At 64.2% G+C, this 18,789-nt stretch carries 19 protein-coding genes; 12 read left to right on the top strand and 7 right to left on the bottom strand.

All coding sequences use genetic code 11. The features are described from left to right. Positions 1 to 215: 215 nt before the first annotated feature. On the bottom strand, positions 216 to 1,151 hold the full coding sequence (locus AB4Y32_RS09405) for a DMT family transporter (protein WP_368721049.1): 936 nt from the start codon (positions 1,149 to 1,151) through the stop codon (positions 216 to 218). A gap of 106 nt (positions 1,152 to 1,257) precedes the next feature. Between AB4Y32_RS09405 and AB4Y32_RS09400 the strand changes: the two genes are divergently transcribed. The 6 genes from AB4Y32_RS09400 to AB4Y32_RS09375 all read left to right on the top strand — a co-directional run bounded on the left by AB4Y32_RS09400 (position 1,258) and on the right by AB4Y32_RS09375 (position 7,345). Continuing rightward, positions 1,258 to 2,154 (top strand): LysR substrate-binding domain-containing protein, encoded by an 897-nt coding sequence (locus tag AB4Y32_RS09400; RefSeq protein WP_368721048.1) that lies wholly within the window; start codon positions 1,258 to 1,260, stop codon positions 2,152 to 2,154. Between the two features lie 264 nt (positions 2,155 to 2,418). Beyond that, the gene (locus AB4Y32_RS09395) at positions 2,419 to 3,105 is read left to right on the top strand and encodes a hypothetical protein (protein WP_368721047.1); all 687 of its coding nucleotides are present in this window, start codon (positions 2,419 to 2,421) and stop codon (positions 3,103 to 3,105) included. A gap of 225 nt (positions 3,106 to 3,330) precedes the next feature. Further along, positions 3,331 to 4,161, top strand: a complete 831-nt coding sequence (locus AB4Y32_RS09390; protein ID WP_368721046.1) for an arylamine N-acetyltransferase — start codon at positions 3,331 to 3,333, stop codon at positions 4,159 to 4,161. A 41-nt stretch (positions 4,162 to 4,202) separates the two neighbouring features. Further along, the gene (locus tag AB4Y32_RS09385; protein WP_368721045.1) at positions 4,203 to 4,880 is read left to right on the top strand and encodes an isoprenylcysteine carboxylmethyltransferase family protein; all 678 of its coding nucleotides are present in this window, start codon (positions 4,203 to 4,205) and stop codon (positions 4,878 to 4,880) included. 116 nt (positions 4,881 to 4,996) lie between these two features. Beyond that, positions 4,997 to 6,718 (top strand): ubiquinone-dependent pyruvate dehydrogenase, encoded by a 1,722-nt coding sequence (gene poxB / locus AB4Y32_RS09380; protein WP_368721044.1) that lies wholly within the window; start codon positions 4,997 to 4,999, stop codon positions 6,716 to 6,718. A 366-nt stretch (positions 6,719 to 7,084) separates the two neighbouring features. Further along, positions 7,085 to 7,345, top strand: a complete 261-nt coding sequence (locus AB4Y32_RS09375; protein ID WP_368721043.1) for a hypothetical protein — start codon at positions 7,085 to 7,087, stop codon at positions 7,343 to 7,345. 238 nt (positions 7,346 to 7,583) lie between these two features. Here AB4Y32_RS09375 and AB4Y32_RS09370 read toward each other — a convergent pair whose 3' ends face one another. Beyond that, positions 7,584 to 7,934, bottom strand: coding sequence for a DUF4148 domain-containing protein (locus AB4Y32_RS09370; RefSeq protein WP_368721042.1), 351 nt, complete (start codon positions 7,932 to 7,934; stop codon positions 7,584 to 7,586). A gap of 634 nt (positions 7,935 to 8,568) precedes the next feature. Here AB4Y32_RS09370 and AB4Y32_RS09365 point away from each other — a divergent pair. The 6 genes from AB4Y32_RS09365 to hutC (AB4Y32_RS09340) all read left to right on the top strand — a co-directional run bounded on the left by AB4Y32_RS09365 (position 8,569) and on the right by hutC (AB4Y32_RS09340) (position 14,437). Continuing rightward, complete coding sequence (locus tag AB4Y32_RS09365; RefSeq protein ID WP_087732398.1) at positions 8,569 to 9,438, top strand: transporter substrate-binding domain-containing protein; 870 nt, start codon at positions 8,569 to 8,571, stop codon at positions 9,436 to 9,438. Positions 9,439 to 9,551: 113 nt separating this feature from the next. Next, entirely contained in the window at positions 9,552 to 10,274 is a 723-nt protein-coding gene (locus AB4Y32_RS09360; RefSeq protein WP_368721041.1) for an ABC transporter permease, read from the top strand. 15 nt (positions 10,275 to 10,289) lie between these two features. Beyond that, positions 10,290 to 11,042, top strand: coding sequence for an ABC transporter permease (locus AB4Y32_RS09355; protein WP_368721040.1), 753 nt, complete (start codon positions 10,290 to 10,292; stop codon positions 11,040 to 11,042). 21 nt (positions 11,043 to 11,063) lie between these two features. Then, positions 11,064 to 11,855, top strand: coding sequence for an ABC transporter ATP-binding protein (locus tag AB4Y32_RS09350; RefSeq protein ID WP_087732359.1), 792 nt, complete (start codon positions 11,064 to 11,066; stop codon positions 11,853 to 11,855). 73 nt (positions 11,856 to 11,928) lie between these two features. Further along, on the top strand, positions 11,929 to 13,554 hold the full coding sequence (locus tag AB4Y32_RS09345; RefSeq protein WP_368721039.1) for a histidine ammonia-lyase: 1,626 nt from the start codon (positions 11,929 to 11,931) through the stop codon (positions 13,552 to 13,554). A 127-nt stretch (positions 13,555 to 13,681) separates the two neighbouring features. After that, entirely contained in the window at positions 13,682 to 14,437 is a 756-nt protein-coding gene (gene hutC / locus AB4Y32_RS09340; RefSeq protein ID WP_368721038.1) for a histidine utilization repressor, read from the top strand. 19 nt (positions 14,438 to 14,456) lie between these two features. On the opposite strand, the gene hutC (AB4Y32_RS09335) is transcribed toward hutC (AB4Y32_RS09340), so the two are convergent. The 5 genes from hutC (AB4Y32_RS09335) to AB4Y32_RS09315 all read right to left on the bottom strand — a co-directional run bounded on the left by hutC (AB4Y32_RS09335) (position 14,457) and on the right by AB4Y32_RS09315 (position 18,490). After that, positions 14,457 to 15,317 (bottom strand): histidine utilization repressor, encoded by an 861-nt coding sequence (hutC, locus tag AB4Y32_RS09335; protein WP_368721037.1) that lies wholly within the window; start codon positions 15,315 to 15,317, stop codon positions 14,457 to 14,459. 23 nt (positions 15,318 to 15,340) lie between these two features. Continuing rightward, a complete protein-coding gene (locus AB4Y32_RS09330; protein WP_368721036.1) occupies positions 15,341 to 16,207 on the bottom strand; it encodes an amino acid ABC transporter ATP-binding protein in 867 nt (288 codons plus the stop codon). A 38-nt stretch (positions 16,208 to 16,245) separates the two neighbouring features. Continuing rightward, positions 16,246 to 16,908: an amino acid ABC transporter permease gene (locus tag AB4Y32_RS09325; RefSeq protein WP_368721035.1), complete on the bottom strand. Its 663-nt coding sequence runs from the start codon at positions 16,906 to 16,908 to the stop codon at positions 16,246 to 16,248. Between the two features lie 10 nt (positions 16,909 to 16,918). Next, positions 16,919 to 17,569, bottom strand: coding sequence for an amino acid ABC transporter permease (locus tag AB4Y32_RS09320; protein ID WP_368721034.1), 651 nt, complete (start codon positions 17,567 to 17,569; stop codon positions 16,919 to 16,921). Between the two features lie 81 nt (positions 17,570 to 17,650). Next, complete coding sequence (locus tag AB4Y32_RS09315) at positions 17,651 to 18,490, bottom strand: transporter substrate-binding domain-containing protein (RefSeq protein WP_368721033.1); 840 nt, start codon at positions 18,488 to 18,490, stop codon at positions 17,651 to 17,653. Positions 18,491 to 18,789: the final 299 nt, after the last annotated feature.

Genomic DNA, 18,789 nt, shown 5'->3' with positions numbered 1-18,789 from the left:
TGTCCGTGCGAATTGCGCTGGAAACGAAGGGAAAAGAGTTGCCGCAGTAACGGCTTCTCTTTTACCGATCGTCCTGTCCGTGCGAACTGCGCCGGAAACGAAGGGCGAAGAGTTGTTGCCGCAGTAACGGCCTTTCTTGTTGAGATCAGTCTCTCGATGCAAACGCGGCGCCTCGATGCGCCGCGTTTTTGCTTTTGTGGTTTCGCTCGCGACGCTCAGCGTCGCGCGTGCCCCGGCTTCTGGATGCGCAACGCCGACAGCAGCGGCCAGCCGAGATTCACGCCCAGGCTCGCGACCACGATCAGCGCCATTCCGCCCATCTGCGGCACGCTGAGCGCGCGTCCGTAGACGATCGCATCGACGGCGATGGCCGTCAGCGGATAGACGAACAGCAGCACGGCGATCACGGGCGTCGTGAGCTTCGGCAGCGCGCCGTAGATCAGCACGTACGACAGCCCCGTATGCAGCACGCCCATGCCGATCAGCCAGAACCATTGCGTCGGCGCGATATGTTCGGCGCCCAGCGGCGCGATGAACGGCAGGCACACGACGCCGACGGCGCACTGCGCGAGCGTCAGCAGATGCGGGCGCAGCTCGCCGAGACTCTTCGCGATCAGCGTGACGCTCGCATACAGTACCGATCCCGCGAGCGCTTCGCCGATGCCGATCAGGTAGCTCGCATGTCCTTGCAGCGCGCCCGTTGCCGCGACGCCCGACGCGAGCACGAGTCCGACGAACGCCGTCGCGATCCAGCCGAGCCGGTCGATGCCGAGCCGCTCGTTGAACAGCGCCGCGCCGATCAGCACGACCCAGAACGGCTGCACGTGGAACACGACGGTCGCAACGGCGATGCTCGTGCGATGGATCGCATCGAAGAACCAGACCCATTGCGTGACCATCAGCACGCCGGAAAGCATTGCGAGCAGCACGGTGCGCCGCGTGAAATGATGGCGCGCGAAATAGCCTTGCCACGCGCAATACGCGGCAAGCGAGATGAAGCCGAACAGACAGCGGAAGAACACGAGCGTCAGCGCGCCGAGCCGCGCTTCCTCGACGAACACGCCGATCGTGCCCATCAACAGGCCGCCGCTCGCGAGCGTGAGCGCGCCTTGCTGGCTTCGGCTGAGCGATAGCGGCGACAGGGACGGCATGGCAAACGGCTCCTTGCTGTGGTCGGATGCGTCCGAGTATCGGACCGTTGCGTTCACGTGACAAACGAATAAAATTGAGAAATTCCATAAGCCGGATTGATGAATCATGCACCCCGAGTTCGACGTCGATCTGCTGCGCACTTTCCTGGCCGTGGTCGAGGCGGGCAGCTTCACGAAGGCGGCCGTCTCCGTGCATCGCTCGCAGGCGGCCGTCAGCATGCAGATCAAGCGGCTGGAGCGCATGCTCGGCACGACGCTTTTTGCGCGCGACACGCGCAATCTTTCGCTGACACGTCCGGGCAACACGCTGCTCGAATACGCGCGGCGCGTGATCGATCTGCACGAGGAGGCGTGGTCGGCCATCGTGCGGCCCGAAGTGACGGGGCGCGTGGTGCTCGGCGCGCCGGACGATTACGTGTCGTCGTTGTTGTCGCCGATACTGCGGCGTTTTTCGAATCTGTATCCGCATGTGGAGATCGAGATCGTCTGCGCGCAGAGCACGGCGCTCGCGCCGATGCTCGCGGACAACAAGATCGATCTCGCGTTCGTCACGCGCGACCGCAAGCTGCGCGGCGAATTCGTGCGCAGCGAGCCGATGGTATGGGTGGGCGCATCCGCCGATACGCCCGTGCTCAACGTCTCGCCGTTGCCCGTCGGCCTTTACGAGCCCGGCTGCGTGGCGCGCTCGAACACGCTGGCCGCGCTCGACCGTGCCCGCATCCGCTATCGCGCCGCGTACAGCAGCGCGAGCCTGAGCGGTCTCGTCGCGACGGTCGATGCGGGCCTCTCGGTGATCGCGCTCGCGCGTTGCAGCGTGCCGTCGCGGCTGGCGATCCTCGGCGCCGAGCAGGGCTTGCCGACTATCGAGCCGCTCGACATCGTCGTGGCTCGCAGCGCGAAGTCGGACCGGCCGACCTGCGACTATCTCGCCGCGCAGATGGTGCAGGACCTGTCGGTGCGCGCGCCGGCCCGCGAGCCGCGCGAGGCGCGTGTCAGGGCGTGACGTGCTATTCGCGTTGGGTGTGTCGCTATCCGCGATTACATGCTGCGCTTACGCCATACGCCTGTGAGGGATTTCCGCTCGCATTGGGTGAGGTTTTCCAGGAGCAGGCCCGCGATTTGCCACGCGGCCTTGGGTCTGACGAAAACGCGAACGCGAACCGGGTCTGCGTGTCGAAGCGACACAATCGACGAACTCGTCGGGACGAACCCGACACGCATCCGCGACGAACGTCACGCATCGATCACATGACAGGAGGGCCACCCCATGAAGACACGCATTCTTTCAACGCCACTGCTCGCTGCGGGCCTGCTCGTGAGCAGCGCCGCTTTTGCGCAGCTGAACCTGCAACAGTTCGGCATCGGCGGCGGCAACTCGTCGGGCGATGCCGGCGGCAATGCGGGAGCGGCCGCTTCGTCGGGCGGCATTTCACAGCTTCTGCAGAACTATGTCGGCGCGAACCAGCAGGTGCTGAGCGGCCAGTCGAGTCTCGCATCGGCGATGGGATTGTCGAGCGCGGCCAGCCAGGCGCAGCAGGCGTCGGGCCTGTTGAGCGGCGGCACGCCTTCCGCCCGTCAGCTATCGCAGGTCGGCAGCACGCAGCAGTCGCTGTCGCAGACGCTCACGCAGGCATTCGCGAGCCAGTCATCATCCGGATCGTCGAAGCCCGTCGACAAGCAGGCGTTCTCCAACGGCCTCGCGTCGCTCGGGCAGGGCGTGAACCAGTATTCGAGCCTGCAGTCGAGCCTCGGCAGCATCGGGCAGATGAGCCCCTCGTCGCTGCTGCAATCGGGGATGAATCCGCAGTCGGCGCAGGCGGCGTCGTATATCGCGCAGTCGGCGCCGGGGCAGTTGCAGTCGCTCGCGTCGACGCTGAGCGCGGCCGTGCAGTACGCGACGAGCCATGGCATCAGTGTGCCGTCCATTGCGACTTCGGCGCTCAAGGGCTTTTGAGGTTTGTGACGGATGAGGTCGTCGCGAGGAACAAGCTGAGCGACGATCGATCGGGTGCGAATGGGCGTAGGCGTTCAGGGACTTTTCGCATCGCACGCTGCAATCAAGGTACGCTTTCGATTCGATGCCGCGCGACGCATCGCAGTGCGTGACGCATGCACTTCACGCGGCATGCGCACGATGGGCGACGCGACAGACGACAACAGCATCGACAAGGAGAACCCGATGTCCAGCACACTCGATCTCGACCGCTATTTCAAACGCATCGGCTACACGGGCCCGCAGGCCGCGACGCTCGACGTGTTGCGCGATCTGCAACGCCTGCATCCGCTGTCGATTCCGTTCGAAAACCTCGACCCGTTGACGGGCCGGCGCGTCGAACTCGGACTGCACGCGATCGTCGACAAGCTGATCGAACGTCGGCGCGGCGGCTATTGCTTCGAGCAGAACGGCCTGTTCGCGCGCGTGCTGATGCAGCTCGGCTTCGACGTGACGCCGATGATCGCTCGCGTGCTGTGGAACCGCGAGCCCGACGCGATTACGCCGCGCACGCATATGGTGCTGCGCGTGAGCGTCGACGATCAGCCCTGGATCGCCGACGTCGGCTTCGGCGCCGTCACGCTGACAGCGCCCTTGCGCCTGCAAACAGGCGTCGCGCAACAGACGACGCACGAGCCGTTCCGTCTCGCCGATGCGTCGCAAGGTTCGTTCGATCTCGAAGTGCAATCGGGCGAGACGTGGCTCAAGACCTATCGCTTCGATCTGCAGCGCGCGGAGTGGATCGATTACGAAGTGTCGAACTGGTACACGTCGACGCATCCCGCTTCGTTCTTCACAACGAGTCTCGTCGTGTGCCGCGTGACGCCGGAAGGACGGCTCACGCTGTTCAACGACCGGCTCACCGCGCGCTCGAAAGACGGCGAAGCGATCGAGCGGCACATCGAGAGCGCGCACGAACTCGAGACGTGCCTGCGCGACACGTTCCTGATCGACATCGGCGATATCGACGTCGCGGACATCTACAGGCGCGTGTCGACGGCGGGCCAGCCCGCCTGACTCCGTCCTGACCCCGGCTGACATTCGAGCGGGCACCGACGATGATCACGCGTCTCGTCACCCAGAACGTGCTGTGGCTCGCCGTCATGGGCGTGCTGCTGTTCGGCGCGGCGCATACGCTCGCGTGGCCGGCCGCGTGGTGCTATCTGATCGAGCTAGGCGGGCTCGGCCTGTGGGTAGGCGTGTGGCTCGCGGGCTACGACCCGGCGCTGCTCGCAGAGCGGCTCGGCTCGTTCTCGCAGCGCGGCCAGAGCGCGTGGGACAAGGTCTTTCTCGTTTGCGTCGCGATCGGGTGGTGCGCGTGGCTCGTGCTGATGGGACTCGACGCGCGGCGCTTTCACTGGTCGTCGATGGGTCCCTGGCTGCAGGCTGTCGGTGCGCTTGCTATTCTGGTCAGCATGGTCGCGATGCGCGCCGTGTTTCGCGCGAACAGCTTTGCGGCGCCCGTCGTGAAGATCCAGGCAGAGCGCGGCCACAAGGTCAGCGACAGCGGGCCGTACGCGTACGTGCGTCATCCGATGTATGCGTGGGCCATTCTGTTTCTCGCCGGCACGCCGCTGATGCTCGGCTCCTGGTGGGGCCTCGCATGCGCGCCGCTGCTCGTCGCGGCGCTCGCGTATCGCGCGGTGCTCGAAGAACGCATGCTGTGCGCGCAGCTCGAAGGCTATGCGCAATACGCGGCACGCGTGCGCTATCGGTTCTTGCCGCATGTCTGGTGATCGCGCCTGGCCCCACTGCGTCAGGCGGTTGCAAGTTCTGCTCGCGTGCCGACGAAAGACATGACGAACCGAAGTAACAGCAGCCATCGCAAACTCATCGCAAACGAGGAACGTTCATGGCCAGGAACACGATTGCGGATTACCTCGCAAAGACGCTCGCCGCAGCGGGCGTCAAACGCATCTGGGGCGTGACAGGCGACAGTCTCAACGGCTTGGCGTTCAGCCTCGACCAGGTCGGCTCCATTCGCTGGATGCATACCCGCCACGAAGAAGCGGCCGCATTCGCCGCGGGCGCCGAGGCGGCTTCGAGCGGGCAGCTTGCCGTGTGCGCGGGCAGTTGCGGCCCCGGCAACCTGCACCTGATCAACGGGCTCTACGACTGCCATCGCAGCCACCAGCCGGTACTCGCGATCGCCGCGCACATTCCGTCGACGGAAATCGGCCTCGGGTACTTTCAGGAAACGCATCCGACGGAAGTCTTCAAGGAATGCAGCTACTTCGCGGAACTGGTGGTGAACGCATCGCAGTTTCCGCGCGTGCTCGAACGCGCGATGCGCACGGCGATCGAGCAGCGCGGCGTCGCCGTGATCGTGCTGCCGGGCGATATCGCGTTGAGCGAAGGGCCGTCGCAGGCGCCCGTGTGGAATCCCACTGTGCCGTCCGCAGTCCTGCCGCCCGACAGCGAACTCTCGCGCCTTGCGACGATGCTCAACGACTGCGAAGCGGTGACGATCATGTGCGGCAGCGGCGTCGCGGGTGCGCACGACGAAGTAGTGAAGCTCGCGGATACGCTGGGCGCGCCCGTCGTCCATGCGATGCGCGGCAAGCAGTTCATCGAATACGACAATCCGTTCGACGTCGGCATGACGGGGCTGCTCGGCTTCAGTTCCGGCTATCACGCGATGATGTCGTGCGATGTGCTGCTGCTGCTCGGCTGCGATTTTCCGTACCGGCCGTTCTATCCGCCCGATGCGAAGGTCGTGCAGATCGACTGGAAGGGCTCGCAACTCGGGCGGCGCGCGCCGCTCGCGATGGGCCTTGTCGGCACGGTGAAGGAAACGGTCGCCGCGCTGTTGCCGAAACTGAAGCGCAAGGACGACCGCACGTTCGTCGACATGGCGACAGCGCACTATCAGGAAGCGCGCCGCGACCTCGACGAACTCGCGACGCCTTCCGATCCGGGCCGCCCGATTCATCCGCAGTATTTGACGCGGATGATCGACGAAGCCGCCGGCGACGACGCGATCTTCACCGCCGATGTCGGCACGCCGACGCTTTGGGCCGCGCGCTATCTGACGATGAACGGCAAGCGGCAGCTGCACGGCTCGTTTAATCACGGGTCGATGGCGAATGCGATGCCGCAGGCGCTCGGCGCGCAGGCGGCGCATCCGGGGCGGCAGGTGGTGTCGCTGTCGGGCGACGGCGGCCTGTCGATGCTGCTCGGCGATCTGCTGACCGCGCGCCAACTCGATCTGCCCATCAAGGTCGTTGTGTACAACAACAGTCTGCTCGGCTTCGTGTCGATGGAGCTGAAAGCAGGCGGCTATCTCGACACGAACGTCGATTTGAGCAAGACCGATTTTGCGCAAATCGCGAAAGGTGCGGGCATTTTTTCGGTTCGCGTCGAGGAATCGGAAGAACTCGAAGGGGCGCTGAAGCAGGCGTTCGCGCATCAGGGGCCGGCGCTCGTCGATGTCGTCACCGACAAGCACGAACTTGCAATGCCGCCGACCATCGAGCTTTCGCAGGCCAAGGGCTTCAGCCTCTACATGCTGCGCGCGATTCTCAACGGACGCGGCGACGAAATCGTCGAACTGGCGAAGACGAACCTGCGATAACAAGCAAAGACGCGGCGCGCAACGCTTGCCAATGCGCGTCGCATTGCAATGCAGCGAGACAGCATTGCAGTCTCGCGGCGAAGGTCTATAACAGAAGCAGCAGCGCGGATCTTCTCTGCGCAGCCGGCATTCGAACCACTCCATCCCGGCCTCTTCGCGCCGTGCTGTGCCGCCCGACAGACTCGGGGGCTGTCCGATCAATCGCGTACACAACACATGGCACGCTGCAGCACAGATGGCTGCTGCGCGCGGATTCACGCTCGCGCGAACCGATCGAAACGATGCCGGTCACGCGAGCGGTGCGTGAGCGTATGGCGGATCGCGATGGACGACTGTCGCGTTCCGTCTGCATGGAAGGAGTTCGACATGAAGATGCTGATGGCGTTACCGATGGCGGGCGCGCTGTTGCTGGCCGTGCCTGTCGCGACAATGGCGGATGAAGTGGCGCAGAGCAGCGACGCATCGAAGGCGACGATGCAGAACAACGCGAATGCGTCGGCGCAGGCGACGACGGATATGTCGTACGGGGGCTCGATGGATACGGGCATGACGTCGTCGGGCAAGGCGATGCCGCATTCGCGCAAGTGCTCGACGGGCACGCAATGCGACATCTACTTTGGCAACTGAGCGGCGACTGAGCTGCAACTGAGGCGATAACCCACTGCCTCGCTGATTTTCATCCAGGCAATGCGCAGGCCGGCGCGCGACGTTGCGCGACGTGCATGAAGCGCCGGCTGCGATTGCTTCGATTCCCTCGATGACTGCTGTGCATGTTTCGCCGCGTCCTCCACATTCGCAGCCGTGAGAATCTGCGCGGCGCGGCCCTGCGCCTGACAGCGGCGGCGCAGGGTCCTGTGCGCGCCATTTAGCTGCCGAAGAAGATGTTGCAGTAGCTCACCGGGCCGACGCAGTTGCTGTCGCCCATCCCGGTGCGCGCTGGCTTGCCCGACGACGTGCCCGTCTGTGCGACGCCGCCGACGGCTTCGTTGCCCGGCTTCTGATTGTCCTGTGCGGCGATTTTCGCTTCGGCGGCCTGGATGTCGGCGGGGTAATCGATGTCATTCGGGCGGCCTGGCTGATAGCCCGCCTGTTCGACGCGAATGAGATCGGCGCGAACCTCTGCGCGTGTGAGGGGGCCGTTCGACTGGGCGAAGCTCAGAGCGGGAGCGGCCAGTGCGCCGGCTGCGACTGCGAGACAAACGAAGATCTTCTTCATGATGAGACTCCTTGAAAGCATTGCCCGAAAAACAGTTCGGTATCCTTAAGTAACAAGGCTCGATATGGACCGTTGGATAAGGCCGGGGTCTGGCTACAAAAAGCGCTGCTTGAACTGATGAATCAACTGCTGCGTACGGCTGTCGGGTCTTTGCCCTGCGATGAGTGCCCGGTTCGAATCTGCCTGCTACATCGACACAAACAAGGCGGCTTCGAATTTCATTCCCGATACGCGGAAATTTTTTGTCTCGCGGACACGACCGATCGGGCGCAGCGCCTTGGGGATGAGCAGGGCCAGCCTCGAGATGCGTTGCCGTCGTGCGAGGGCATGACCGATCGTTCGTGATGTGCCCTAGGGCGCGGCGGCTCGCGATCGGCGCACGCTCGCGGTGCATGCACGCACCGCGCAATTCACGAACCTGTCTAGTCAGCCTGCACCAGCCTGACGCGAACCCTTCATGCGCGTGCTGGCGTACGTGTCTGCCTGCGAAGCCCTGTTCGTAGGGGCTTACCCGAATAATTCAATTATTTCAGCGAATCCAGTTGCGATGATTTTTGACCTCATGCAAACTTGTCTATACATGTCCGGCACGCGGGAAGCGACGGCATCCGCTCAAACGAAAAGGAGATTCGACGTGAAGGTGAACAAGTCAAACCGCACTACGTTGTCGAAGGCAGTGTTGGGCGCGGTTCTGAGCGCCGCGGCATTGATCGGCGCGCCTGCTCAGGCGAAGGAATGGAAGTCCGTGACGATCGCGCTGGAAGGCGGCTACGCGCCGTGGAATCTCACGTTGCCGGGCGGCAAGCTGGGCGGCTTCGAGCCCGAGCTGGTGGCGAACCTGTGCGAGCGCATCAAGCTGCAGTGCAACCTGGTTGCGCAGGATTGGGACGGCATGATTCCGGGCCTGCAGGCTGGCAAGTTCGACGTGCTGATGGACGCGATCTCGATCACGCCCGAGCGCGAAAAGATCATCGCCTTCTCGCGTCCGTATGCGGCGACGCCTGCGACGTTCGCAGTCTCCGATACGAAGGTCCTGCCGAAGGCGTCGCCGACGGCACCCGTCGTCAAGCTGACGGGCGACGCGAAGGCCGACCAGCCGACCGTCGACGCATTGCGCAAGCAGTTGAAGGGCAAGACGATCGGCATCCAGTCGGGCACGGTCTATACGAAATTCATCAACGACGGCTTCAAGGACATCGCGACGATCCGCGTGTACAAGACCTCGCCGGAGCGCGATCTCGACCTCGCGAACGGCCGCATCGACGCATCGTTCGACGACGTGACCTACTACGCCGCGAACGCCGACAAGAAGGAATCCGCGCAGATCGCGATGGCGGGCCCGAAGATCGGCGGCCCGATCTGGGGTCCGGGCGAAGGCCTCGCGTTCCGCAAGCAGGACGCCGATCTGCGCGCGAAGTTCGATACGGCCATTGCCGCCGCGCTCGCCGACGGCACGGTGAAGAAGCTCTCGAACAAGTGGTTCAAGACCGACGTCACGCCTTGATCGACGATGGCTGCGCGTTGCTGCACGAGCGGCGCGCGCACTCGCTGGAGCGATCCGCTTCGTCGATATGACGAAGCGGATCTGTCAACGGAAGCACGGATGAGGGGTAGAGCATGGCTCTGATCGAGACGCTCGGCTTCGGGCAGGAAGGCTGGGGTGGCGTACTGCTGCTCGCGGCATTGATGACCGTCGCGCTGACGCTCGCGGCGCTCGCGGTCGGCGCGGTATTCGGCGCGATTGTCGCGGCCGCGAAGCTGTCGCGCTTTCGCACCGCGCGCGTGCTCGGCGATCTGTACACGACCGTGTTTCGCGGCGTGCCCGAACTGCTCGTCATCTATCTGTTCTACTTCGGCGGCTCGACGCTCGTGACGACGGTGGGTCAGTGGTTCGGCGCCGAAGGCTTCGTCGGCGTGCCGCCGTTCGTGATCGGCGCGCTGGCCGTCGGCATGATCTCGGGCGCGTATCAGGCCGAGGTGTATCGCGCGGCCGTGCTCGCCGTATCGAAAGGCGAACTCGAAGCGGCACGCTCGATCGGCATGCCGACCATGACGATGGCGCGCCGCATCCTCATTCCCCAAGTGCTGCGCTTCGCATTGCCGGGCATCGGCAACGTGTGGCAACTGAGCCTGAAGGACTCCGCGCTGATCTCGGTGACGGGTCTGGCCGAACTGCTGCGCGCTAGTCAGATCGCAGCGGGCTCGACGCATCAATACTTCCTGTTCTTTGTCGTTGGCGGCGCGCTGTATCTCGTGATGACGGGCATCTCGAACCGTGTCTTCAATCACGCGGAGGAACGCGTGGGCCGATCCTTCCGGCGCAACTTCGCGCGCAACTGACGACGGAGCGCCAACATGTCTTTCGATTTCGACTTTCTGTTCGACACGCTGCGCCAGTTGCTCGCCGCCGTGCCGACCACGCTGGGCCTGTTCTTTTCGTCGCTGGTGCTGGGCGGCCTGCTGTCGCTCGTGATCGTCACGATGCGCGTGTCGCCGCACTGGCTGCCGAACCGCTTCGCGCGCGCGTACATTCTCGTGTTTCGCGGCTCGCCTCTCTTGATCCAGATGTTTCTCGTCTATTACGGGCTCGGCCAGTTCGGCGTGATCCGCGAGAGCTTCCTGTGGCCCGTGCTGCGCGAGCCGTATGTGTGCGCGGTGCTGTCGCTCGCGTTGTGCACGGCGGGCTATACGGCGGAGATCATTCGCGGCGGCCTGATGGCCGTGCCTGTCGGACAGATCGAGGCGGGCTATTCGATCGGTCTGTCGGGCTTTGCGCTTCTGCGCCGGATCATCGGTCCGATCGCATTGCGCCAATGCCTGCCCGCGTATTCGACGGAGGCTGTGCTGCTCGTCAAGTCGACGGCGCTCGCGAGCCTCGTCACCGTGTGGGAAGTGACAGGCGTCGCGCAGCAGATCATCCAGCAGACGTACCGCACGACGGAAGTGTTCATCTGCGCCGCGCTGATCTATCTGTTCCTGAACTTCGTCGTCGTGCGCCTGCTCGGCTTGCTCGAACGGCGTCTGTCGCGCCATCTGCGCGCGATACCCATGCAAAGCGCGCCGCGCGCGATGCCGCCCGCTACCGAAGCACGTCGTGCCGCACCCTGACGGCCCATTCCGGAGAATCACATGAACGCTACGGCACCCGTTGCATTGTCGGTCAAGAACATCCACAAGTCGTTCGGCGACCACCACGTATTGAAGGGCATTTCGCTCGACGCGCACGAAGGCGATGTCATTTCGATTCTCGGCGCAAGCGGCTCGGGCAAGAGCACGTTTCTGCGCTGTCTGAACCTGCTCGAGACACCCGATGACGGCAGCGTCGCGCTCGCCGGCGAGACGCTGGCGATGAAGCGCCGCAAGGACGGCAAGCTGCAGCCTGGCGATCGCAAGCAGGTCGACCGCATCCGCTCGCAACTCGGCATGGTGTTTCAGAACTTCAACCTGTGGTCGCACATGACGGTGCTCGAAAACCTGATCGAAGGGCCGATGCGCGTGCAGAAGCGCAGCCGCGCCGAAGCCGTCGAAGAGGCTGAAGCGCTGCTCGCGAAGGTCGGCCTCGCGGAAAAGCGCGGGCATTATCCGGCGCATCTGTCGGGCGGTCAGCAGCAGCGCGTCGCGATTGCGCGCGCGCTCGCGATGCATCCGAAGGTCATGCTGTTCGACGAGCCGACTTCCGCGCTCGATCCCGAACTGGTCGGCGAAGTGTTGCGCGTGATGCGCTCGCTCGCGGAAGAAGGGCGCACGATGCTCGTCGTCACGCACGAAATGGGCTTTGCGCGACACGTGTCGAATCGCGTGATGTTCCTGCATCAAGGGCAGACGGAATGCGACGGCACGCCCGACGAGGTGTTCGGCGAACTGAAGTCCGAACGTTTCCGGCAATTCGTGTCGAGCCATCATTCGCGCACGACCAATTAGGGCGAGCGCCGCGCCGGAACCTGAGACATACAGAAGAGAAGCGCAAACGCATACGCACGACAAAGGCAACATCATGGCTATCACCCGTACCGACCGTCCCTTGAACTGGCGCGAACTGTCCGCGGTTGCGGCCGGTGAGCCGCTCGTGCTGTCCGATGCAGCGCGCGAGCGCATCGCGGCGGCGCGCGTGCTCGTCGAGCAGATCGTCGAGCGCGGCATTCGAGCGTATGGCGTGAATACGGGCGTGGGCGCGCTGTGCGATGTGATCGTGTCGCCGTCGGAACAACGCACGCTGTCGCGCAACATCCTGATGAGCCATGCCGTCGGTGTCGGCGCGCCGCTCGGTGTCGCCGAAACGCGCGCGATCATCGCGGCCGCCGTCAACAACTTCGCGCACGGGCACTCGGGCGTTCGTCTCGAAGTCGTCGATCAGCTCGTCGCGCTGCTCGATGCCGGATATATCCCCGAAGTGCCAGCGTTCGGCTCGGTCGGCTATCTGAGCCATATGGCGCATATTGCGCTGGTGTGCATCGGCGAAGGACACGTGCGTTGCGGCAATGAACGGCTGGCGGGAAGCGAGGCGCTCAGGCGTCTGAAGCGCGAGCCGCTCGTGCTCGAAGCGAAGGAAGGGCTGAGTCTCGTCAACGGCACGCCGTGCGTGACGGGCCTCGCGGCGCTCGCGCTGGCGCGCGCCGAGCGCGTGCTCGACTGGACGGATGCGATTGCCGCGATGAGCTTCGAAAATCTGCGCGGACAACTCGCCGCGTTCGACGCCGATTCGCTCGCGTTGCGCGTGTCGCCGGGTTTGAATTTCGTCGGTGAACGGATGCGCAATGCACTCGCGGATAGCGGCATTCTTGCTTCCGTCGTGGGGCAGCGCACGCAAGACCCGCTGTCGATGCGCACGATTCCGCACGTGCACGGCGCGGCGCGCGATGTGCTCGACGCAACGTCCGATGTCGTGAATCGCGAGCTGGCTTCGATTACCGACAACCCGATCGTTGCGGGCACGCCGGATGCACCGCGCGTGTATTCGCAGGCGCATGCCGTGGGCGCGTCGATCGCGCTCGCGATGGACGGCCTCGCGACGGCAATCGCACAGGTCGCGGCGATGGCCGAGCGGCGCCTCGACCGGCTCGTGAATCCGCTCGTGAGCGGCTTGCCCGCGTTTCTCGCGGAACCGGGCGGCACGTGCTCGGGCTTCATGATCGCGCAGTACACGGCCGCTTCGCTCGTCGCGCAGAACCGGCGGCTGGCCGCGCCCGCGAGCCTGGATGGCGGCATCACGTCGGGCTTGCAGGAAGATCATTTGTGTCACGCGACGCCCGCCGCGCTGAAGGCATTGGAGATCGTGGATAACACGGGCCGCATCATCGCGATCGAGCTGCTGGCGGCGGCGCAAGCGTACGATCTGCAATCCGTCGATGCGCCGCGCGCGCCGCACACCGACGCGTTGTGGCGCCGCGTGCGCGCAGTCGTGCCGACCTATCGCGACGACCGGCCGCTCGCCGACGACATGGCTGCCGCATTCCGGATGATCGGCGAAGCGGCGCCGCCGTTGCCGCCGGGTTCGGGCGATCTGCATTCGACGGCGACGCATGGCAATCGCGCCGCGCTCGACGATCACGGAGGCTTTGTCGCGCATGCCGCGAACGATCCGACTGCCGTCGCGCAACAGGCGCCGCAGTCGGCCGCATGATGAGGGGCGCAGCGAGGCACATGGAAGATTCGGCGACGCGCTTATCGGTGTGCCGCAACGAGACGTGGGCTGCCGCATTGAACCGATGCGTCAAGCTCGCGAGGTCAACCCACGAGGTGATGAGAACATGACGATAAACGGGCACCTGGAGACAGAGGACAGTAGATCGGCAGCGATGCGGACGACGCCAGCCAAAGCGATGCCTGCGTACGAGCAGATCAAGCGTTATGTGATCGCGCAGATCGAAGAGGGCGTGTGGAAGCCGGGCGGATTGATTCCTTCGGAAGCGGAGCTGGTCAAGGAGTTCGGCGTCGCGCGGATGACGGTTTCGCGCGCGCTGCGTGAACTCACAACTGAGCGCGTGTTGACGCGCGTGCAGGGCTCGGGCACCTACGTCGCGCCGCAGCGCTACGAATCGACGGTGCTCGAAATCCGCAATATCGCCGATGAAATTGCCGCGCGCGGGCACCGGCATTCGGCGCGCGTGCTCGCGCTCGAATCGAGCGACGACCCGCTTGCCATCGATGCGCTCGGGCTCGCGAAAGGCCCCATCTTTCATTCGCGCATCGTGCACTACGAAGAGGATGAGCCGATTCAATACGAAGACCGCTACGTGAATCCGCGCGTATTTCCCGAGTATCTGGATCAGGACTTCACGGCCGAAACGCCGAATCACTACATGGTGCGCCTCGCGCCGATCCAGCGCGCGGAGTTTCGCATCTATGCACAGAAGCCGGATGCGCATGTGCGCCGCCATCTGACGATGGAGATCGGCGAGCCTTGCCTGATGCTGTGGCGCAGGACCTGGGTGGGCGAGCATGTCGCGACATCGGTGCAGCTGTGGCATCCGGCGTCGCGCTTTCATCTGGCCGGGAACGTCTGACGCGCTTCTTTTCTCCGGGCTAGCCCTGCCGTTGCGACGTATCGGGCGCGAACCGGCAGCCCAGCCGATACCGTGAGCCCGGATGCACGAAGCGCGCGAACGTCACGGCGACGCCGCTCGTCCACGTGCGGCGCATGAGCGTGAGGCAGGGCTCTTCGGGCGTGATTTGCAGCAGGTCGGCTTCGGAGCGCGTCGGCAGGCCGGCATCGACGATGTGCTCGACATCGTGCGCGGGCACGACGCTGAACAGATATTCGGAAGGACGTGTGACCGAAAAGTCCTGCTCGATGAAATCCGGCGCGATGGCGGGGTTCACGTAACGGTCCTCGAGTTGAACGGGCAACCCGTTCTCGCGATGCACGCAGATCACATGAAACACCGAAGCGCCGGGCGGCAAGCCCAACGCATTCGACACATTGACGGGCGCCACCTCGCGTCGCATGAGCACCGTCTGATAGCTGTATTCGTGACCGCGCGAGCGGATCTCGTCGCCGATATGCGCGATCATCAGCAGCGTCGATTGCGGCTTCGTTTCCGCGACGAACGTGCCGACGCCCGATACGCGCGTCAACAGTCCTTCATCCGTGAGTTCGCGCAGCGCGCGGTTCACCGTCATTCTCGACACGCCGAGCGACGCGACGAGATCGAGTTCCGATGGAATGCGCTCGCCCGCGCGGTGCTCGCCCGATTCGATCGTGTGACGGATGTATTGCTTGACCTGCTCGTATCGCGTGGCGGGTTGCGCGTTCTTCGCATCGGACGCCACAGCCGTCGCAATACCGGACACCGCATTCGCCGCGCGCGCATTCGACCCGCGAGGCTTGCGCGTCTTCGCAAGCGCGCGTGCGCGGAGTTTGTCGCGGACAGCAGGGGCGGGCATCGCGGTGCCTCGTCAGAGCGTGTTCATACCGGCTCGGCGCTATCGCCGCCGCGCGACCAGAATGCGTTGCGGTCGAAGTAGTTTTGCAGGAACTGTCGAAGGCGTGGCTGGTTCGCGTCGTGAAAGACGTCGTGTGGCTTGCCTTGCACGGCGATACGCCCCTGGTCGATAAAGACCACCTTGTCCGCGACCTGCGCCGCAAAGCCCATTTCGTGCGTGACGACGGCCATCGTCATGCCGTCGCGCGCAAGCTGCTTCATCACTTGCAGCACTTCGCCGACGAGTTCCGGATCGAGCGCGGACGTCGGCTCGTCGAACAGCATGATGTGCGGCTCCATCGCGAGCGCGCGTGCAATCGCCACGCGCTGCTGCTGGCCGCCCGACAGTTTCGCCGGATAGGCATCGCCCTTGTGCGCGAGTCCAACGGTTTCGAGCATCGCGTTTGCGCGCTGCTTCGCAGCGTCGTGCGACAGATGACGCACGCGCAGCAGCGCTTCCATCACGTTGCCGAGCGCCGTCATATGCGGCCACAGATTGAACTGCTGAAACACCATGCCGACGTTGCGGCGCACGCGGTTGATCTCGCCTTGCGAAGCGCGCACGCGCTTGCCGTTGCGCTCGGTATAGCCGAGCAGTTCGCCTTCGATGCGCACATCGCCGTGGTCGTAAGTCTCCAGAGCGGCGAGGCAGCGCAACAGCGTGCTCTTGCCCGAGCCCGACGGTCCGATGATGCAGACCACCTCCGAGCGGTTGATGTCGAGATCGACGCCGCGCAGCACTTCGACGTCGCCGAAGCGCTTGCGCAGATCGCGCACTTCGATCAGCGGCGCGTTGCCGGATCGCATCGAACCGAGATTGGAGGAAGCGGGCATGTCGACGAGTGCATTCATGATGAACCTTGATTTCCGTTCACGCTTGCGATTGACGTTCAGGCCATGAAGCGCGCGACGCGTGCCTCGGCCCACATGCCCACACGCGATGTGAGCTCGACGAGCGCGAGATAGCACACGCACAACACGAGCAGCGTTTCGACGAACGCGAACGTTGCCGAGCCGATGCCCGTCAGGACGAACGTGAGCTCGGGCACGGTGACGATCGACAGCACGGCCGTTTCCTTGCTGAGCACGATGATCAGGTTGGTCAGCGCGGGCACGATCAGCACGAGCATTTGCGGCACCTGGATGCGCAGCACCGCTTGCCAGCGCGTGAGGCCGAGACACGATGCGGCTTCGAGATGGCCGCGCGGTATCGACTGAAAACCCGAGCGGAACGCCTCCGCGAAATAGGCACTGCCGTAGAGACCGAGGCCGAGCACGCCCGCCGTCAACGGTTCGAGCGTCAGCCCGATGGACGGGCCGCCGTAGTACAGCAAAAAGAGTTGCACGAGAAACGGCGTGCCGCGAAAGAGTTCGATATACACGCGCAGGATGCCGCGCACCCAGCGGCCGCAAAAGAGTTGCAGCACGGCGATCAGAAAGCCGAGCACGATACCGATTGCGACACCGACGAGCCACGTGCCGAGCGTCGTCGCGAGTCCGGCGGCGATCGGTTGCAGATTGTGCGTGATGACGGTGGGATCGAATTGCTGCATCGTTCGGCCCTCAGGTCTGCGCGAGGCGCTGCTCGGCGGCGTGCGCGACGAGCGCGAGCGCGCCGCAGATCACGAAGTAGATGAGCCCCGCCGCGAGATACGCTTCGAGCGGCCGGTACGTGCTCGCCGCGATGTTCTGCGCGGTGCGCGTAAGCTCGGCCACGCCGACGACGGAGATCAGCGACGACGCCTTGATCAGCAGCACCATTTCGTTGACGAGCGAAGGCAGCGTCATCCGGAACGCTTGCGGGACCTGAATGCGCCGGAGCATATCGATGGGCGTGAGGCCGAGCATGCGCGCCGCTTCGATCTGACCTGGCGGAATGCTCATGAAGCCGCCGCGCAATATCTCCGCGATATACGATGCGGAGCACAGTGACACGGCGCTGATCGCGGCCACGATCGGCGACACGTTGATGCCGACGAAGGGCAGCAGGTAATAGACGAGCAGCAGCTGCACGAGCATCGGCACGCCGCGAAAGAAGAACACGTACGCGCCGCCGAAGCGTTGCGCGAACGCATTCGACGACAGCCGCGCCGAGCACACGCCGATCGCGACGAAGAAGCCGATCGCGAGACCTGTCAGCGAAATGCCGATGGTCGCGAGCGCGGCCTGCAACAGCAGCGGAAAACCTTGAGCAAAAACGTGGGCGCTGAACATGGCCTGATACCTGCAACAAAGGACATGTGGGCGGCGCGTCGTGCGTGTGGCTAACGCCGACGCGCCGCGCGATTCAGGGCATCAATAGTTGGGCGTGGGCATTGTCGTGGGCGCGTCCATCGTCACGCCGAACCACTTCTTTTGCAGCGACGCGAGGCGGCCGTCGTTGTGCATCTTGACCAGCGCGGCGTTGAACGCGTCGGCGAGCGGCTTGCTGTCCGCGTCCTTGCGCAAGCAGTACGCGAAGTACACCTTTGCGCCGAACGGCGGCGTGACGACGGCGAACGTTTCGGGCCGCTGCTTCGCGACGTACGCGATATTCGTCATCGAGTTGGCGACGGCGGCGATGCGGCCCGCTGCGAGATCCGCATACGCCTGATTGTTGTCGACGTATTCGCGCACTTCGGGCTGCTTCGGCAATGTCGAGATGTAGGCTTTCAACTGGTCGAGTTGTGCGGAGCCTTTGCCCGCGCCCACCGTCTTGCCGACGATATCCGATGACTGCTTGAGCGACGTATCGCTCGCGCGCTTGAGCAGCGCGTCGGTGGCATCGGCGACGGGCAGCGTGTACGTGTAGCGTTCCATACGCGCCTTCGTCACGGTGAGCGGGCCGCCGACCATGTCGAACTTGCCCGCTTCGAGTCCGGGCAGCACGCTCGGCCACGGCAGATCGATGAAGCGCACCTTCACGCCGAGTTCTTTGCCGACTTCGGCGAACAGGTCCTTGTTGAAGCCCGCCTGCTGGCCGTTTTCGAGGAAGTCGAACGGCGCGAACTGCATCTCCGTGCCGACCACCAGTTCACCCGCTTTCTTGACCTTCGCGAGTTGGTCTTCCGCGTGCGCGCTCACGCTCGCTACCGATGCGGTGGCGCAGAAGGCCACCATCGCGAGACGACACTTCCAGCCTGCAAAGATACCCATGAGATTCTCCCGTTGGCAAAGCAGTGTCGCGCTCGAAAGCGATGGGGCGCGAGTCATGCGGGGCAGTATATACCGCTGCTTTTGCGCGAAAAAAATATTCGCATGCTGTCAAACCCTAATGCCGAGGCTGTTCCTTCTACAGATGAATGAAGATGCGTGCAGCGCGACTTGCGATTACGCTTTTGGCGGTATATACAACGTGAAATCGCTCGCTGGATTCGCGAGCCGGTTCACGAGCCGGTCCGCGTGCTGCGAGCGGCGCGCGCGGCATGTCGAATCGTCCGTTCAATCTTCATTGA

Origin of the sequence: Paraburkholderia phymatum, assembly GCF_040965635.1 — a bacterium.
GTDB classification, from domain to species: Bacteria; Pseudomonadota; Gammaproteobacteria; order Burkholderiales; family Burkholderiaceae; genus Paraburkholderia; species Paraburkholderia phymatum_B.
The sequence above is the reverse complement of the archived record's forward strand: the minus strand, read 5'-3'. Positions and strand labels throughout refer to the sequence as shown.

What these genes read in the sequence shown, in the direction of transcription:
- AB4Y32_RS09405 (WP_368721049.1), bottom strand. Translation starts at nt 1,151, where the DNA reads ATGCCGTCCCTGTCGCCGCTATCGCTCAGCCGAAGCCAGCAAGGCGCG.
- AB4Y32_RS09400 (WP_368721048.1), top strand. Translation starts at nt 1,258, where the DNA reads ATGCACCCCGAGTTCGACGTCGATCTGCTGCGCACTTTCCTGGCCGTG.
- AB4Y32_RS09395 (WP_368721047.1), top strand. Translation starts at nt 2,419, where the DNA reads ATGAAGACACGCATTCTTTCAACGCCACTGCTCGCTGCGGGCCTGCTC.
- AB4Y32_RS09390 (WP_368721046.1), top strand. Translation starts at nt 3,331, where the DNA reads ATGTCCAGCACACTCGATCTCGACCGCTATTTCAAACGCATCGGCTAC.
- AB4Y32_RS09385 (WP_368721045.1), top strand. Translation starts at nt 4,203, where the DNA reads ATGATCACGCGTCTCGTCACCCAGAACGTGCTGTGGCTCGCCGTCATG.
- poxB (WP_368721044.1), top strand. Translation starts at nt 4,997, where the DNA reads ATGGCCAGGAACACGATTGCGGATTACCTCGCAAAGACGCTCGCCGCA.
- AB4Y32_RS09375 (WP_368721043.1), top strand. Translation starts at nt 7,085, where the DNA reads ATGAAGATGCTGATGGCGTTACCGATGGCGGGCGCGCTGTTGCTGGCC.
- AB4Y32_RS09370 (WP_368721042.1), bottom strand. Translation starts at nt 7,934, where the DNA reads ATGAAGAAGATCTTCGTTTGTCTCGCAGTCGCAGCCGGCGCACTGGCC.
- AB4Y32_RS09360 (WP_368721041.1), top strand. Translation starts at nt 9,552, where the DNA reads ATGGCTCTGATCGAGACGCTCGGCTTCGGGCAGGAAGGCTGGGGTGGC.
- AB4Y32_RS09355 (WP_368721040.1), top strand. Translation starts at nt 10,290, where the DNA reads ATGTCTTTCGATTTCGACTTTCTGTTCGACACGCTGCGCCAGTTGCTC.
- AB4Y32_RS09350 (WP_087732359.1), top strand. Translation starts at nt 11,064, where the DNA reads ATGAACGCTACGGCACCCGTTGCATTGTCGGTCAAGAACATCCACAAG.
- AB4Y32_RS09345 (WP_368721039.1), top strand. Translation starts at nt 11,929, where the DNA reads ATGGCTATCACCCGTACCGACCGTCCCTTGAACTGGCGCGAACTGTCC.
- hutC (WP_368721038.1), top strand. Translation starts at nt 13,682, where the DNA reads ATGACGATAAACGGGCACCTGGAGACAGAGGACAGTAGATCGGCAGCG.
- hutC (WP_368721037.1), bottom strand. Translation starts at nt 15,317, where the DNA reads ATGCCCGCCCCTGCTGTCCGCGACAAACTCCGCGCACGCGCGCTTGCG.
- AB4Y32_RS09330 (WP_368721036.1), bottom strand. Translation starts at nt 16,207, where the DNA reads ATGAATGCACTCGTCGACATGCCCGCTTCCTCCAATCTCGGTTCGATG.
- AB4Y32_RS09325 (WP_368721035.1), bottom strand. Translation starts at nt 16,908, where the DNA reads ATGCAGCAATTCGATCCCACCGTCATCACGCACAATCTGCAACCGATC.
- AB4Y32_RS09320 (WP_368721034.1), bottom strand. Translation starts at nt 17,569, where the DNA reads ATGTTCAGCGCCCACGTTTTTGCTCAAGGTTTTCCGCTGCTGTTGCAG.
- AB4Y32_RS09315 (WP_368721033.1), bottom strand. Translation starts at nt 18,490, where the DNA reads ATGGGTATCTTTGCAGGCTGGAAGTGTCGTCTCGCGATGGTGGCCTTC.